The organism is Parasphingomonas halimpatiens (assembly GCF_036663795.1).
GTDB lineage: Bacteria > Pseudomonadota > Alphaproteobacteria > Sphingomonadales > Sphingomonadaceae > Sphingomonas.
In genome coordinates this window covers 1-15154 of the sequence record NZ_JAXOJP010000059.1, presented here as the reverse complement: position 1 = coordinate 15154, position 15154 = coordinate 1, and the positions used below count along the sequence as shown (strand labels likewise).

Genomic DNA, 15154 nt, shown 5'->3' with positions numbered 1-15154 from the left:
CCTATGTTGCCGGCGGGCGGTATCAGTCCAGGCCATCTGCTTCTCCTATCGTCTCGACAACGACGGTGAATCACAACCTACTGATATCGCTCAACCACTTTCCGCTCGGGCTCTAACCAGCCACGCAGTTTCGTGGTAATCGGACGTATAACGAGAGAACAACTTGTCGAGCGAATGAAGCTTGAAGGCCTCCGCGCCGATATGCTCTGTGGGCAATCGGATATTCCATCGGAGTGCTTCGTCATCCGACAGAACGGTGCTCTATGGGAAACCTTCTACGCCGAGCGTGGGTTGGAAACCGGCTTACTTACCTTCCCTAGCGAGGATGCCGCTTGCCAAGACTTGCTCGGCGAGATGCGAGCCTATGCAGCGACTTCCGGTCATGCTCGCACGTAGACCTTGGCAGCGGTGCGTACGCTGATAGGCCCCACCCCCAACCCCTCCCCTGAAGGGGAGGGGCTTTAACGGTCCGAAGCTTGCACACCCACTTGACACCGGTTACCCAAAGGCTAGGCGCGCATCGCAGACGCGGCGGAGAGGAGGCATAATGACACGGCAGCTGAGACTCGATCCCGATCGCCTGTTCCCGGCCGACCCGACGACGCGGTCGATCGCGCGCGAACTCTACGCCACCATCGCGGGCGCACCGATCGTCAGCCCGCACGGCCATACCGACCCCGCCTGGTTCGCGACCAACGATCGCTGGACCGACGCCACCAGCCTGTTGCTCGCGCCCGACCATTATATCTACCGCATGCTCTACAGCCAGGGCGTCGACCTCGACGCGCTGCGCATCCCGCGCCGCAATGGCGAGCCGGCGACCGACCCGCGCGCGGCGTGGCGGCTGTTCGCCTCGCACCTTCATCTGTTCCGCGGCACGCCATCGCGGATCTGGCTCGACCATGTCTTTGCCGAGGTATTCGGTTTCGACGTCGCGCTCGATGCCGGCACCGCCGATCATTATTTCGACGCGATCGGCGCGGCACTGGCGAGCGACGCCTTCCGCCCGCGTGCGCTGTTCGATCGCTTCCGCATCGATTTCCTCGCCACCACCGAGGGGCCGCAGGACGATCTGTCGCATCATCACGCGATCCACCGCTCGGGCTGGGCGGGCCGCGTCGTCACCACCTATCGCCCCGATGGCGTGATCGATGTCGAGCATGAGGCGTTCAAGCCGGCCATGGCGCGCTTCGCCGAGCTGACCGGCGAAGACGTTTACGACTGGACCGGTTATCTCGCCGCGCACCGCAAGCGCCGCGCCGATTTCCGCGCCGCCGGCGCCACCGCGACCGACCATGGCCACCCCACCGCCGCTACCGCCAACCTGTCGCCGGGCGAGGCCGAACGATTGTTCCGCACCATCGTCACCGATACCTGGACCCCGGCCGATGCCGAGCTGTTCCGCGCGCAGATGTTGACCGAGATGGCGGCGATGTCGCTCGACGACGGCATGGTGATGCAGATCCACCCCGGCTCGTTCCGCAACCACAATGCCGGGTTGTTCGCCAGCCATGGCCGCGACAAGGGCGCCGACATCCCGACGCGCACCGATTATGTCCGCGCCTTGAAGCCGCTGCTCGATCGCTTCGGCAATGAGAGCGACCTGTCGATCATCCTCTTCACGCTCGACGAGAGCACCTATGCCCGCGAACTCGCCCCGCTCGCCGGCCATTATCCTTGCCTCAAGCTCGGCCCGTCCTGGTGGTTTCATGACAGCCCGGAAGGGATGCGCCGCTTCCGCGAAATGACCACCGAGACCGCCGGCTTCTACAACAGCGTGGGGTTCAACGACGACACCCGCGCCTTCCTGTCGATTCCCGCGCGCCACGATGTCGCGCGGCGCATCGATTGCGGCTTCCTCGCCCGGCTCGTCGCCGAGCATCGCCTCGAAGACTGGGAGGCCGCCGAGCTGGTGCACGAGCTGACCAGCGGGCTGGTGCGCCGCGCCTACAAGATCGACCAACCCCATCCCGCCGCCGCCGCGGCCTGATGCAGAGCGTGATGACATGACTTTGACCCACCGTGATTGCCCTGAGCCGTTCGTCGGCGAGGAGCGGCGCGCAGCGCGGGCTGGTAGCCCGTGCAAGGGCAGCGACGATGTCCGGCGGGCGGCTCAGGGCAACCGCGAAGCGGCGGGCGCCTTTTGGCGTGTGGCCGCGTCACTCGTCGGTCACGGGGGTACCACCCCGCTCCCTCCTCGTTCCTTGCCACACGCCAAAATCCGCTCCTTCGCGGCGGGTCAAAATCATGTCATCACGCTCTAGACCGGAGACCTTCATGTTCGACCGCACCTATTACGCCACGCACCCCGACATGATGGAGTGCGTCTCCAACGACGAGCTGCGCGACCGCTACCTGATCCAGGACCTGTTCCGCGCCGGCGAATGCGTGCTCAACTACACCCATGCCGACCGCATGGTGATCGGCGGCGTCGCGGTGGCCGGCGCGCCGGTCAAGCTGCCCGACCAGACCGAGCCGGCGTCGGCGATGGGCCATCCCTTCCTAGAACGCCGCGAGCTGGCGATCGTCAATGTCGGCAAGGTCGACGGCACCGTCACCGTCGATGGCGAGGCCTTCGCGCTCGGCAACAAGGACTGCCTCTACGTCACGATGGGCGCCAGGGACGTGCAATTCTCGGGCGAAGGCGCACGTTTCTATCTGGCGTCGTGCCCGGCACACAAGGCGTTCACCACGCGCGTGATCTCGGTCGGCGACGCGACCAAGCTCGAGCGCGGCAGCCTCGAGGAATCGAACGAGCGCACGATCTACCAGATGGTCATCCCGGGGATTTGCGACAGCGCGCAGCTGGTGATGGGCCTTACCGTGCTCAAGCCCGGCTCGGTGTGGAACACCATGCCACCGCACATCCATGAGCGCCGCAGCGAGATCTATTTCTACTTCGAGCTCGATGGCCCGACCGATCGCGTGTTCCATTATATGGGTGAGGGCGAGGCGCTGCGGCACATCGTCATGGCCAATGAAGAAGCGGTGATCTCGCCGCCCTGGTCGGTGCATATGGGCTCGGGCACCAAGGCCTATGCCTTCATCTGGGCGATGGCCGGCGAGAACCAGGACTATACCGACATGAATGTGCTGGACATCTGCCAGCTGGCGTAATGCAATCTCCCCTTCCGCTTGCGGGAGGGACACTGACTAACTCCCCTCCCTGGCAGGGAGGGGTTGGGGATGGGTCGGCCACAGGAGGGCGATCCGATCCCCCCACAACACCCACCCCCAGCCCCTCCTTTCCAGGGAGGGGAGTCGTGAGGTGGGGAGGAGAATGAAATGAACAGTCCCTTCGACCTGACCGGCAAGGTCGCCATCGTCACCGGCGCCAATACCGGCATCGGCCAGGCGATCGCGCTGTCGCTCGCCGCCGCCGGTGCCGACATCGCCGCGGTCGGGCGCACCCCGGCCGAGGAAACCCTCGCCAAGGTGCGCTCGATGGGCCGCCGGGCCGAAATCGTCTCGGCCGACCTGTCGACGATCGAACCCGTGCAGCGCGTCGTCGATGAAACGCTCGCGAAGCTCGGCGGGCTCGACATCCTCGTCAACAATGCCGGCATCATCCGCCGCGCCGATGCGGTCGACTTCACGGAAGAAGACTGGGATGCGGTGATCGACACCAACCTAAAATCGGTGTTCTTCCTGTGCCAGGCGGCGGGCCGCCATATGATCGCAAATCACGAACAAGGGGGGGGATCTGGTAAGATCATCAACATCGCATCGATGCTGACCTTCCAGGGCGGCATCCGCGTGCCGAGCTACACTGCCTCCAAGGCGGGTATTGGCGGGCTGACCAAGCTGCTCGCCAACGAATGGGCGGCCAAGGGCGTCAACGTCAATGCGATCGCGCCGGGCTATATCGCGACCAACAACACCACCGCGCTGCAGGCCGACGCCGTGCGCAACAAGGCGATCGTCGACCGCATCCCCGCCGGGCGCTGGGGTGCGGCGAGCGATCTCGGCGGCGCAGCGGTGTTCCTCGCCTCCAGCGCCGCGGATTACGTCCAGGGCCATATCCTCGCCGTCGACGGCGGCTGGCTGGCGCGGTGATGCTCGCTGGCGCTAACCTCCCTGTCCTTCCCCGGCGAAGGCCGGGGCCCAGTTGGGATGGCGGGAATGGGATGGCGCAACGCCTATCGCCGCTACCTTTCCAACTGGACCCCGGCCTTCGCCGGGGAAGGTCCGATTTCTGGGGAAATGCATCATGACCTTCCTCGCCTTCGGCGAAATCATGCTCCGCCTCTCACCCCCGGGGCGCGAGTTACTGATGCAGACGCCGCGTTTCGACGTGTGGGTCGCGGGAGCCGAGGCCAATGTCGCGACCGCGCTCGCCCGGCTCGGCCATGACGTGGCCTTTGCCAGCGCGGTGCCCGACAATGATCTCGGCGACGCCGCGATCACCACGCTGCGTGGGCACGGTATCGACACGCGCGGGATCCAACGCCGCGGCGAGCGCATGGGCCTCTATTTCGTCACCTCGGGCGCGGGCATGCGCGCCACCGAAGTGGTCTACGACCGCGCTTATTCCAGCTTCGCCGAGACCCCGGCCGAGGCATGGGATTGGGAAGCGCTGCTCGCCGGCGTCGACCGGCTGCACCTGTCGGGCATCACCCCGGCGCTCGGGCCGGGATCGGCACAAAGCGCGCTGGCCGCTGTCCTCGCGGCGAGCGAACGCGGCATCGCGGTATCGTTCGACGGCAACTGGCGCGGCAAGCTGTGGGCGCGCTGGGACGGCAATCCGCGCGCGATCCTGTCCGAGCTGGTCGGCCATGCCGATCTGCTGTTCGGCAACCACCGCGACATCGCCCTGCTGCTTGACCGCGACTTTTCCGGTTCGGGCGAGGACCGCCGGCGCGACGCCGCCGAAGCCGCCTTCGCCGCCTTTCCCCGGCTGCAGACGATCGCCTCGACTGCGCGGCACGTCGAGGATGCCGACCGCCACCGCCTCGCGGCACGGATCGATACGCGCGCCGGCTTCGTCCAGACCGATGAGGTCACGCTCGCCGGCATCGTCGATCGCATCGGCGCGGGCGACGCCTTTGCCGCCGGCGTGCTCCATGCGCTGCGCCACGGCCAGGACAGCGCCGATGCCGCGCGCACCGGGCTCGCGCTCGCCGCGCTCAAGCATTCGCTGCCCGGCGATGCCTGCCTGTTCCGCCAGAACGATATCGATGCGTATCTCGCCGGCGGGCTCGATGTCCGCCGCTGACCGCTGGAGCCGCCGCGCCGTGATCGGCGCAGGGTCGGCGATGCTGCTGGCCGGCGCGGCGCGCGCCACGGGCGACCCGGTCGTCCACGCGCCCGCGGGCGATTTCGTCGGGACCGGCGACGGCGGCGTGCGGGCGTTCCGCGGCATTCGCTACGGTCGCGCCGAGCGCTTTCGCGCGCCCGTGGCGGTCGCCACCCCCGGCCAGACGATCCGCGCCGACGCCTTCGGGCCGGTCTGCCCGCAACAGGGCAAATATGCGCCGCAATCCGAGGACTGCCTGTTTCTCAACGTGTGGACCGCCGTAGGGTCGGGCGCGCGCAAGCCGGTGATGGTCTATATCCATGGCGGCGCCTATGCGAACGGCAGCGTCACCGATCCGCTCAACGACGGCCATAATCTCGCCGCGCGCGGCGATGTCGTGGTGGTGACGATCAACCACCGGCTCAACGCGCTGGGATATCTCTATCTCGCAAGGCTCGACCCGCGCTTCCCCGACAGCGGCAATGCCGGCCAGCTCGACCTGATCCTCGCGCTCAAATGGGTGCGTGACAACATCGCCGCGTTCGGCGGCGATCCGTCGCGCGTGATGGTGTTCGGCCAGTCGGGCGGCGGCGCCAAGATTGCGACGATGATGGGCATGCCGGCCGCCAAGGGCTTGTTCCACCGCGCCGCGACGATGAGCGGCCAGCAGGTCACCGCCAGCGGTCCGATGAACGCGACCGCGCGGACGCGCGCCTATTTGGCGAGGCTCGGGGTGAACGAGAAGGATCTCGCGCCACTGCTCACCATGCCGACGGCCAAGCTGGTCGAGGCGCTCGACGCGACCGACCCGATTCTCGGCGGCGGGGTCTATTTCGGCCCCGTGCTCGACATGAAATGGCTGACACGCCACCCCTTCTGGCCCGATGCCAACCCGCAAGGGCTCACCATCCCGATGATGCTCGGCAACGTTCATGACGAGACCCGCGCCTTCATCTCGCCCGACTCGGACAAGGTGAAGGGCTTGAGCTGGGACAATCTCGCGGAACGCATGGCGCCGGAGCTGCGCATCGACGTGCTGCCCGAATGGGTCGTCGCGCAATATCGCGCGCACTTCCCCGACTGGTCGCCGACCGACATCTTCTACGGCGCAACCACCGCCGGGCGCAGCTGGCGCGGCCAGGTGATCGAGGCCGAGGCGCGCGCCCGCGCCGGCGCACCGGGCTTCGTCTACCAGGTCGACTTCACCTCGCGCACCGACCCGCGACGCGGCGCCTTCCACACCATGGACATTCCGCTGGTGTTCGGCACGCTTGGCGCGAGCGGATCGCAAACCGGCACCGGCGCCGATGCGCGCGCCGCGTCACGCGCGATGCAGGACAGCTTCGTCGCCTTCGCCACCACCGGCGACCCGAATCACGCCGGCTTGCCGCGCTGGCCGCGCCACGATCTGGCGCACCGCGCGACGATGGTCTTCGACGTCGACACGCATATCGAGAACGATCCGCGCCGCTGGCAGCGCGAACTGTTCGCCCGCGTCCCCTATATCCAGCCGGGCAGCTGATACCGCGACGCGAAGGCCCCGGTGCCGACATGCCTTGACACGCGGCACGGCGCGCAGCATTAAGATGACACCGGTTACCTAATGAGACAATCGCCGGCGTAATTCGACCAGCAACGGCTGGCACTAGCGGGAGGGGATGGCATGCCGGTTCGCCCGGGCAGCCCGAACCCTCCCAAAACGTTCGATTCGGTGACCGGCGACCAAGCGCGCCCGGCAACCGGTGTCAGCAATCAGCCGCTCGCGGCTGCACAAGGGGAGAGGGTCATGGCAAAGTTCGCAACGGCGGCCACAATGCGCGGCAATCGTCATTTTCACGGAGTTTCCGCGCTCGCGCTGACGCTGGGCCTGATGCTGCCGGGTGCGGCACTCGCTGCCGGCCAGGCCACGACGCCGGCACCGGCCCCTGCCGCGACCGCCGAGGAACCGACCCAGGACATCGTCGTCACCGGCTTCCGCCGCTCGCTCGACGCCGCGCTCAATGTGAAGCGCGATTCGGTGTCGTCGGTCGACGCGATCGTCGCCGAGGACATCGCCAAATTCCCCGACCAGAATCTCGCTGAGTCGCTGCAGCGCATCCCCGGCATCTCGATCCAGCGTGACGGCGGCGAAGGCCGTGCGATAACCGTGCGCGGCCTCGGCGCACAGTTCACGCGCGTACGCGTCAACGGGCTTGAGACCGTCGCCACCTCCTCCGACGGCGCCAGCGCGAACCGCGACCGTGCCTTCGACTTCAACGTCTTCGCATCGGAATTGTTCAGCAGCCTGGTCGTCCACAAGACCGCCGAACCTTCGCTCGACGAAGGATCGCTCGGCGCGGTCGTCGATCTCAACACCGGCAACCCGCTGGCCGGCAAGGCCGGGCTGACCGGCGTGCTCAGCCTGCAGGGCTCGTATAACGACCTGTCGAAGAATCTCGGGCCGCGTGTCGCCGGGCTGGTCAGCTGGCGCAATGATGCCGGCACCTTCGGCGTCAACTTCTCCGGCGCCTATTCGAAGACCAACACGCTCGAACTCGGCAACAATTCGGTGCGCTGGGCGCAGGCCTATTTCAACTCGGTCGACGGCACCAAGTGCTTCTATTCGGTGCCCGACGCAACGGGCGGCACGCCGGTCAACTTCAGCGGCAAGAACTACCGCCCGAGCGCGGCCTGCGACGCCGCGTCGCTGTCCTTCCACCCGCGGATCCCGCGCTACGGCATCGTGCGGCACGATCGCGAACGGCTCGGCCTGACGGGTTCGATCCAGTTCGCGCCGAGCGACGGGACCAAGATCTCGATCGATGCGCTCTATTCGCGCTTCAAGGAAATCCGCGAGGAGAAGTGGCTGGAGGTGCTCGCGCGCTCCAACGAAAAGGGCATCGACGTCGTCGCCCCGACCTATGACACCAACGGCAACATGATCGCGGCGACGTTCAACAACGCTTATGTCCGCACCGAACATTATCTGCGCCAGTCGACCACCGAATTCTACCAGGTCGGCGGCAAGTGGGACCAGGACCTGACCGACAAGCTGCGTTTCACGCTGGTCGGCGGCATCTCGAAATCGACCGCCGACATTCCGATCGAGACGACGATATTGTTCGACAATCGCAGTGCGACCGGCTTCAAATACGACTATTCGAACATGGCGAGCCCGGTGCTAAGCTATGGCATCGACGTCAATAATCCGGCAAACTTCCAGCTCGCCGAGATCCGCGACCGCCCGTCGAGCGTCGTCAACCGCTTCAAGACTGCGCAGCTGCGCACCGAATGGGACGTGGTCGACGGCTTCCAGATCAAGGCCGGCGGCGTGTGGCGGCGGTTCAACTTCGACGCCAAGGCGTATCTGCGCGACACCGCGGTGTGCGGCACCAGTGGTGCCGACCTCGTACTCGGCACGCTGACCTGCTCGTCGACCGTCTATGGTTTCCCCGTCACGTCGGCGCTCGCCGACAGCGTCACGCTGGCCAGCGCCGGTCAGCCGTCCGGCACGACCAGCCAGTTCGTCGTCGCCAATCTGCCCGCCACGACGGCCTTCACCAAGCTCTACAGCCGTACGGCAACGGCCGATGTCGGCAATATCCGCTCGGTCCAGGAAACGACCTCGGGCGGCTATCTCGAGTTCGACGTCAAGGGTGAGCTGTTCGGCCTGAAATATGCCGGCAATGCCGGTGTGCGCTATGCCCATACCGACCAGCAGTCGACCGGCATCCTCAGCGGCGTGTCGGTCACCGTCAAGCGGACCTATGATGACTGGCTGCCGTCGTTCAACATCGCGCTCTACCCGACGCACGACATCATCATCCGCGGCGCGATCGCCAAGGTGATGACGCGGCCGACGCTGGGCAACCTGACGCCGGGCGGATCGATCGACGGATTCAACTACAAGATCAGCTACGGCAACCCGCTGCTCGATCCGTATCGCGCGACCAACTTCGATCTCGGCGTCGAATGGTATTTCGCGCCGCAATCGGTGTTCTCGGTCGCGCTGTTCCAGAAGAATGTCGACAGCTTCCCGGTATCTGCCACCTATACCTCGACGCTCGCCGCCGCCGGCCTGACCCGCGACGCGCTGCCGCCGAGCTCGCCGGCCTATATCGCCAACGATGCGTCGCAGATCTACACCGTCAGCGCCAACGTCAACGGCACGGGCGCAAAGCTGCAAGGCGTCGAGATCGCGCTGCAACTGCCCTTCTCCTTCCTGCCGGGCATCCTCAAGCATACCGGCATCCAGGCCAACGCGACCTTCATCAAGTCGACCGCCAGCTACCGCATCACGGGTCCGGCGATCAGCGCCTGCACCCGCGCCGCGCCGACGCCCACCGTGCCGGTCCAGCCCTGCACGCTGACCGGCGTGCCGGCGGACTATACCAGCACGCTGCTCGGCGTGTCGAAGCGTGCCGCCAATGCGACGCTCTATTATGATGACAACATCTTCAGCGTGCGCGGTTCGGTGAGCTATCGCGGGCCGTTCGTCGACTCGACCAGCGGCACCAGCAACGTGTTCGAAGGCTATGGTTCGTACACCAGCTTCGACGCATCGCTGCGCTACAAGGTGAACGCGCATATCGAACTGTCGGTCGACGGCAACAACCTGACCGACACCTATCGCTATCGCTTCACCGACGCGACCTCGGAACGGAATTACGAGAACAACCATTTCGGCCGCACGATCCTGTTCGGCGCGCGGGTCAAGATCTAGTCGCCGTCTCTTTCTCCTCACTCCGGGCGCCGGCTTTCGCGAGCCGGCGCCCGCCTTGTTTCAGGGTCCTTGCCGATGATCGATCGCCGTTCCGCCATCCTCGCGACGCTCGCCGCCGGTGTAGGCGCGGCGGGCGCCACGGCGCAGACCGCCCCGCCCCACACCGCCGGCCCCACGGTGCCGGGCCTGCCCGAACCGTCCGAGACGATCGACCTGTGGCCGGCCGGCGCGCCGGGCATGCCCGCGACGCCGCCGGTCGAGACGGTCGACGAGCGCAGCAAGGACGCCGCGCTGACCGACCGCGCGGTGCGCGGCGTCGTCCGGCCGCGCATGGTCGTGTTCCGTCCCGCCATCCCCAATGGTTCGGCGGCGCTGGTGATGCCGGGCGGCGGCTACAAATGGGTGGTGATCGACAAGGAAGGCTATGAGATCGCGCGCTGGCTGGCGGCGCGCGGCTGGACGGTGTTCGTGCTGTTCTACCGCCTGCCGGGCGATGGCTGGGCGGCGGGGCCCGACGTCGCGCTGTCCGACGCGCAGCGCGCGATGCGGCTGATCCGCCACCGCGCGCGCGACTATGGCATCATCCCCGAGCGCGTCGCGGCGATGGGCTTCTCGGCCGGCGGGCATGTCTGTGGCGACCTGGCGGCGCGCTTCGCCACCGCGACCTACAAGCCGGTCGATGCCGCCGACCGGCTGACCGCGCGTCCCGACGTGGCGGCGCCGATCTACGCCGTGCAGTCGATGACCGCGCCGCTCGCGCATGCCGGCTCGCGCGCGCTGCTGATCGGGGCGAACGCCACGCCCGAGCTTGAGCTAGCGCATACCCCGGCGTCGAACGTGACCAAGGCCACCCCGCCCTGCTTCCTCGTCCATGCCGAGGACGACCCGACGGTGCCGGTCGACAACAGCCTGGCGATGCGCGCCGCGCTGAGGGCGGCGGGCGTGCCGGTCGAGACGCATCTGTTCACCAATGGCGGGCATGGCTTCGGCCTGCGCCGCGCGATGGGCAAGCCGGCCGAGGCGTGGCCCGAGCTGTTCGCCGCCTGGGCGCGGACGCAGGGGCTGGGATAAGCCCCCGTCCCGCAAGCCTCAGTGGCGCGCGGCCTGGGCCTGGGCCTTCTTCTGCGCCTTGTGCTTGGCAATGTAGTGGCCGGTGACGCAGCCCGCCGCGGCGCCGGCGATGGCGTGGTGATGCGCGTAATGGCCGGCGACCGCACCGACGATCGCGCCCTTGATGCAGCCCTTGGCGTCGGCGGCGGTGCCGATCGAGGCCAGCGAACCGGCCAGCAGCGTCGTCATCACAAGCTTGCGCACCATCATTCTCCTCGGTCGTCCGGCGGCGCAACCTGAGCCGTTACGCATGGCGACCGAACGACGCGGGCATGACATTGGTTTCATGCCGTCGATGCGACGTTCAGCCGGCGACGATCTCGCGCAGCGCGGCGGCGAGGCCGCGGGTTTCTTCCTCGGTGCCGATGGTCATGCGCAGGCCGTTGGCGAGGCCCTGGCCGGGGAGCCAGCGGACGATATAACCCTTGTCCATCAGCGCCTTGTACGCCTCTTCCGCGCTGACCTTGCCGTCGAACAGGACGAGCAGGAAGTTGGCCTGGCTGGGGACGGCGCGCAGGCCGGCATTGCCGAGCTTGGCGATCTCGCCGGCGAACCAGCCGCGCCACTCAAGGTTGTGGGCGCGGCTATGGGCGATGAAGTCGCTGGCGCCGAGCGCGGCGATCGCGGCCTGCTGTCCGGCGGTGGTGACGCAGAAGGGCGCGCGGATGCGGTGCATCGCGGCGATCGCCTCGGCCGAGCCATATCCCCAGCCGATCCGCTCGGCGGCGAGGCCGTGGATCTTGGAGAAGGTGCGCGTGACGATGACGTTGGCGGCGGTGCGGGCGAGATCGAGACCGCCGTCGTCATCCTCGGGCGCGAGATACTCGGCATAGGCCTGGTCGAGCACGAGCATGACGTGCGGCGGCAGGCCGGCATGGAGCCGGGCGATCTCGCCACGATCAGCGAAGGTGCCGGTCGGGTTGTTGGGGTTGGCGACGAAGACGAGACGGGTGCGGTCGGTGACGGCGGCGAGGATCGCGTCGACATCGGTCGCGTAGCCCTTGTCGGGGGCGATGACGGGGGTGGCGCCGACGCGGCGCGTGGCGATCTCGTACACCGCGAAGCCGTAGCGCACGAAGATGACCTCGTCGCCCGGGCCGGCATAGGCGCCGGCGGCGAGGTGGAGCAACTCGTCCGAGCCGGTGCCGTAGATGACGCGGGCGGGATCGAGATCATGATGGGCGGCGATCGCCGCGCGCAGATCGGCGGCGCTGGCGTCGGGGTAGCGCGACAGGTCGGCGTCGTGCGCGGCGAAGGCGGCGCGCGCCTGATCGCTGGTGCCGAGCGGGTTCTCGTTGGACGACAGCTTGGCGACGGGCGCGCCGCCATCGGTGGTCGAGCGCCCCGGGATATAGGGCGCGATCGCCATGATCCAGTCCTTGGGGCGGGGGGCGGTGATGGTGTCGGTCATGGGCGCGGCGTTAGCTGCTGCTATCCAACTCGTCTACTTCATACCTCCCCGGTACGGGGAGGGGGACCGCCGGCGAAGCCGGTGGTGGAGGGGCTTGGAGCGCGGGGCACGGGCCGCGCGCTCCAAGCCCCTCCACCACTGCGTGGTCCCCCTCCCCGTTCCGGGGAGGATCCAAGAAGGTTATGCCGGGGTGGCGGACGGGCGGTGGTGGTGGTGGTCTGGGCGTTTCCGACCAGCCCCTCCACCACTTCGTGGTCCCCCTCCCCGTGCCGGGGAGGTGTTTAGAAGGAGGTTACTTGCGGCGCAGCGTCGGTCTGGGCTTATGCCTTACCGGGGCCGGGCCGGCGTTGGCGCCGCCGTGCTGGTGGGGCCCGCGCGGGTCGTGGCGGGGGTCGCCTTGCAGGGCTTCGAAGCGGACGTTTCCTTCGGCTTCCTCGCCCATGGTGCGCTTGACCGCCGCCATGAACTTGCCGGCGATGGCGCTGGGGATCTGGAAGGCGGTTTCGTTGGGGCCGATGCGGATCGCGCCGACCTCGTTCTTGGTGATGTGGCCGCGGCGGCAGATGAGCGGGAGGATCCAGCGCGGATCGGCGTTCTGGCGGCGGCCGATGTCCATGCGGAACCACACGACATCGTCGAAGCCGGCGCGGTGATGTTCCTTGCCGGGAGGGCCGGCGGCGCCCTGATCGACCATTTCCTCGGGCGCGGGGAGGCGCGCGCGGTGCGCCTGGACGAGCGCGGCGGCGATGTCCTCAGGCGAGCGCTGCGCCATGATCTCGGCGGCGAGCGAACGGTCTTCCTCGTCGACCTCGACCGGGGCGAGCAAAGCCTCGATCAGGCGGCCGCGATCGGCCTTGCGGATGTCGTCGACGGTCGGGGCGTTGAGCCACTCGACGGCGATGCGCGCGCCCTTCAGCATCATCTCGACGCGGCGCTTGCGCTGATAGGGGACGATGAGCACGGCGGTGCCCTTCTTGCCGGCGCGGCCGGTGCGGCCCGAGCGGTGCTGCAGCGTCTCGGCGTCGCGCGGCAGCTCGACATGGATGACGAGGCTTAGCGTCGGCAGATCGATGCCGCGCGCGGCGACGTCGGTCGCGACGCAGACGCGGGCGCGACGATCGCGCAGCGCCTGCATCGCGGCGTTGCGTTCGGACTGGCTGTGCTCGCCCGACAAGGCGACGGCGGCGAAACCGCGATCGACGAGGCTGGCATGGAGGTGGCGGACATTGTCGCGCGTGGCGCAGAACAGCATGGCGGATTCGGCGTCGTGCAGGCGCAGCAAATTGACCACGGCATGCTCGATATCGGCGGGCGCGACGGTGACGGCCTGATAGGCGATGTCGCCATGGCCGCGATCCTCTCCGACGGTCGAGATGCGCAGCGCGTCGCGCTGGTAGCGCTTGGCGAGCGCGACGATCTGGCGCGGGATGGTGGCGGAGAAGAGCAGGGTGCGGCGCTGATCGGGCGTGGCGTCGAGGATCTGCTCGAGATCTTCGCGGAAGCCCATGTCGAGCATCTCGTCGGCCTCGTCGAGGATGACGGCCTGGAGCGCGGAGAGATCGAGCGCGCCGCGTTCGATGTGATCGCGCAGGCGGCCCGGCGTGCCGACGACGATGTGCGCGCCGCGCGACAGAGCGCGGCGTTCCTCCGACGGGTTCATGCCGCCGACGCAGGTGGTGATGCGCCCGCCGGCTTTCTCATAAAGCCATTCGAGCTCGCGGCTGACCTGCAGCGCGAGTTCGCGCGTGGGGGCGATGGCGAGCGCGAGCGGGGCGGCGGCGCGGGGCAGCGTGTCGCCCTCGCCGGTGAGCAGTTGCGGGGCGATGGCGAGACCGAAGGCGACGGTCTTGCCCGAGCCGGTCTGCGCCGAGACGAGCAGATCGCGGCCGGCGGCCTGCGGCTCGATGACGGCGCCCTGGACGGGAGTGGGCGCTGCATAACCACGCGACGCGAGCGCCTCGGCGAGATGCGCCGGGAGAGTCTGAAAGGGCATGATATTCCGGTTCTGGGGGCGGCGCGGGAGCGCGGCGTTCGACCCCCTATAGCATGGGTTGGCGGGAAAAGCACGGGGGGGCGTGGGGTGGGGATTCACCTGTTCCGACCTGCTAAACAGGTGAATATATTTTTTTGCTGGGGCGGTTTGCGGCTTTTGGTTGATTGTCCGTGGGTTAGGTGTCGCGGATTTCCAACTTAACAGGTGCGCGAGCAGGTGGGGAACAGTTGGGATAACAGGTGGGAGCAGGACGGGAGCAGGCGCGGAACAGGTCCGCCCGCGCGCGGTGGACGGGCCACCGATGGTGCGCGGGCGGGGGGTGAGCGGGGCGGACGATGTTAAAGAGCGGGGGGTGGTTGTGGCGGGTTTTGTGGGGAGTTGAATCAGGGTGGGTGTGAAAGCGGCGATATGTCGTGGTGCGCAAAAGACCTCAAACCTAGTTTCGAGCCGCGCCAAGGTCGTGAAACATCGACCGGATATGCTCATCAGAATGTTCGTTCAGACCGTCCGGCTTAGCAGTTCCGGTGCTGTATCCATCACCGGCAACCTGATTGATTTCGTCTTCCTGAAGCTGTTCGCGCTTGAGCCTTAGAGCCTGATTCAAAAGTTTCTCAACTGATTGAGACTCTTGCGATTCTGCGGGTGATCATGCGGATGCTGGCGATGGTTGCCCATGCGGTCGAGCTTTCGATGGATCGTTCC

10 protein-coding genes are annotated in these 15154 nt (G+C 67.4%); 7 read left to right on the top strand and 3 right to left on the bottom strand.

Translation table 11 applies throughout. The annotated features are described in order from the left end of the window. The first annotated feature begins 547 nt into the window (after positions 1-547). From uxaC to U1839_RS25640, 7 genes are all read left to right on the top strand, one after another. The gene (uxaC, locus tag U1839_RS25670; protein ID WP_332806402.1) at positions 548-1990 is read left to right on the top strand and encodes a glucuronate isomerase; all 1443 of its coding nucleotides are present in this window, start codon (positions 548-550) and stop codon (positions 1988-1990) included. A 287-nt stretch (positions 1991-2277) separates the two neighbouring features. Further along, positions 2278-3117: a 5-dehydro-4-deoxy-D-glucuronate isomerase gene (gene kduI / locus U1839_RS25665; protein ID WP_332806401.1), complete on the top strand. Its 840-nt coding sequence runs from the start codon at positions 2278-2280 to the stop codon at positions 3115-3117. A 168-nt stretch (positions 3118-3285) separates the two neighbouring features. Further along, a complete protein-coding gene (kduD, locus tag U1839_RS25660; protein ID WP_332806400.1) occupies positions 3286-4056 on the top strand; it encodes a 2-dehydro-3-deoxy-D-gluconate 5-dehydrogenase KduD in 771 nt (256 codons plus the stop codon). Between the two features lie 154 nt (positions 4057-4210). Further along, the gene (locus U1839_RS25655) at positions 4211-5215 is read left to right on the top strand and encodes a sugar kinase (protein ID WP_332806399.1); all 1005 of its coding nucleotides are present in this window, start codon (positions 4211-4213) and stop codon (positions 5213-5215) included. Further along, the gene (locus tag U1839_RS25650; RefSeq protein ID WP_332806398.1) at positions 5202-6758 is read left to right on the top strand and encodes a carboxylesterase/lipase family protein; all 1557 of its coding nucleotides are present in this window, start codon (positions 5202-5204) and stop codon (positions 6756-6758) included. The genes U1839_RS25655 and U1839_RS25650 overlap by 14 nt, the downstream gene beginning before the upstream one ends. A 264-nt stretch (positions 6759-7022) precedes the next feature. Further along, a complete protein-coding gene (locus tag U1839_RS25645; protein WP_332806397.1) occupies positions 7023-9938 on the top strand; it encodes a TonB-dependent receptor in 2916 nt (971 codons plus the stop codon). Positions 9939-10013: 75 nt separating this feature from the next. Next, complete coding sequence (locus tag U1839_RS25640) at positions 10014-11009, top strand: alpha/beta hydrolase (RefSeq protein ID WP_332806396.1); 996 nt, start codon at positions 10014-10016, stop codon at positions 11007-11009. Between the two features lie 18 nt (positions 11010-11027). Here the strand turns inward: U1839_RS25640 and U1839_RS25635 are convergent, their stop codons facing one another. From U1839_RS25635 to U1839_RS25625, 3 genes are all read right to left on the bottom strand, one after another. Next, a complete protein-coding gene (locus tag U1839_RS25635) occupies positions 11028-11258 on the bottom strand; it encodes a hypothetical protein (protein WP_332806395.1) in 231 nt (76 codons plus the stop codon). A 94-nt stretch (positions 11259-11352) separates the two neighbouring features. Then, complete coding sequence (locus U1839_RS25630) at positions 11353-12447, bottom strand: pyridoxal phosphate-dependent aminotransferase (protein WP_503653553.1); 1095 nt, start codon at positions 12445-12447, stop codon at positions 11353-11355. A gap of 304 nt (positions 12448-12751) precedes the next feature. Continuing rightward, on the bottom strand, positions 12752-14452 hold the full coding sequence (locus U1839_RS25625) for a DEAD/DEAH box helicase (protein ID WP_332806393.1): 1701 nt from the start codon (positions 14450-14452) through the stop codon (positions 12752-12754). Positions 14453-15154 lie beyond the last annotated feature (702 nt).

Coding starts and splice junctions, on each gene's coding strand:
- uxaC (WP_332806402.1), top strand. CDS start 548: ATGACACGGCAGCTGAGACTCGATCCCGATCGCCTGTTCCCGGCCGAC.
- kduI (WP_332806401.1), top strand. CDS start 2,278: ATGTTCGACCGCACCTATTACGCCACGCACCCCGACATGATGGAGTGC.
- kduD (WP_332806400.1), top strand. CDS start 3,286: ATGAACAGTCCCTTCGACCTGACCGGCAAGGTCGCCATCGTCACCGGC.
- U1839_RS25655 (WP_332806399.1), top strand. CDS start 4,211: ATGACCTTCCTCGCCTTCGGCGAAATCATGCTCCGCCTCTCACCCCCG.
- U1839_RS25650 (WP_332806398.1), top strand. CDS start 5,202: ATGTCCGCCGCTGACCGCTGGAGCCGCCGCGCCGTGATCGGCGCAGGG.
- U1839_RS25645 (WP_332806397.1), top strand. CDS start 7,023: ATGGCAAAGTTCGCAACGGCGGCCACAATGCGCGGCAATCGTCATTTT.
- U1839_RS25640 (WP_332806396.1), top strand. CDS start 10,014: ATGATCGATCGCCGTTCCGCCATCCTCGCGACGCTCGCCGCCGGTGTA.
- U1839_RS25635 (WP_332806395.1), bottom strand. CDS start 11,258: ATGATGGTGCGCAAGCTTGTGATGACGACGCTGCTGGCCGGTTCGCTG.
- U1839_RS25625 (WP_332806393.1), bottom strand. CDS start 14,452: ATGCCCTTTCAGACTCTCCCGGCGCATCTCGCCGAGGCGCTCGCGTCG.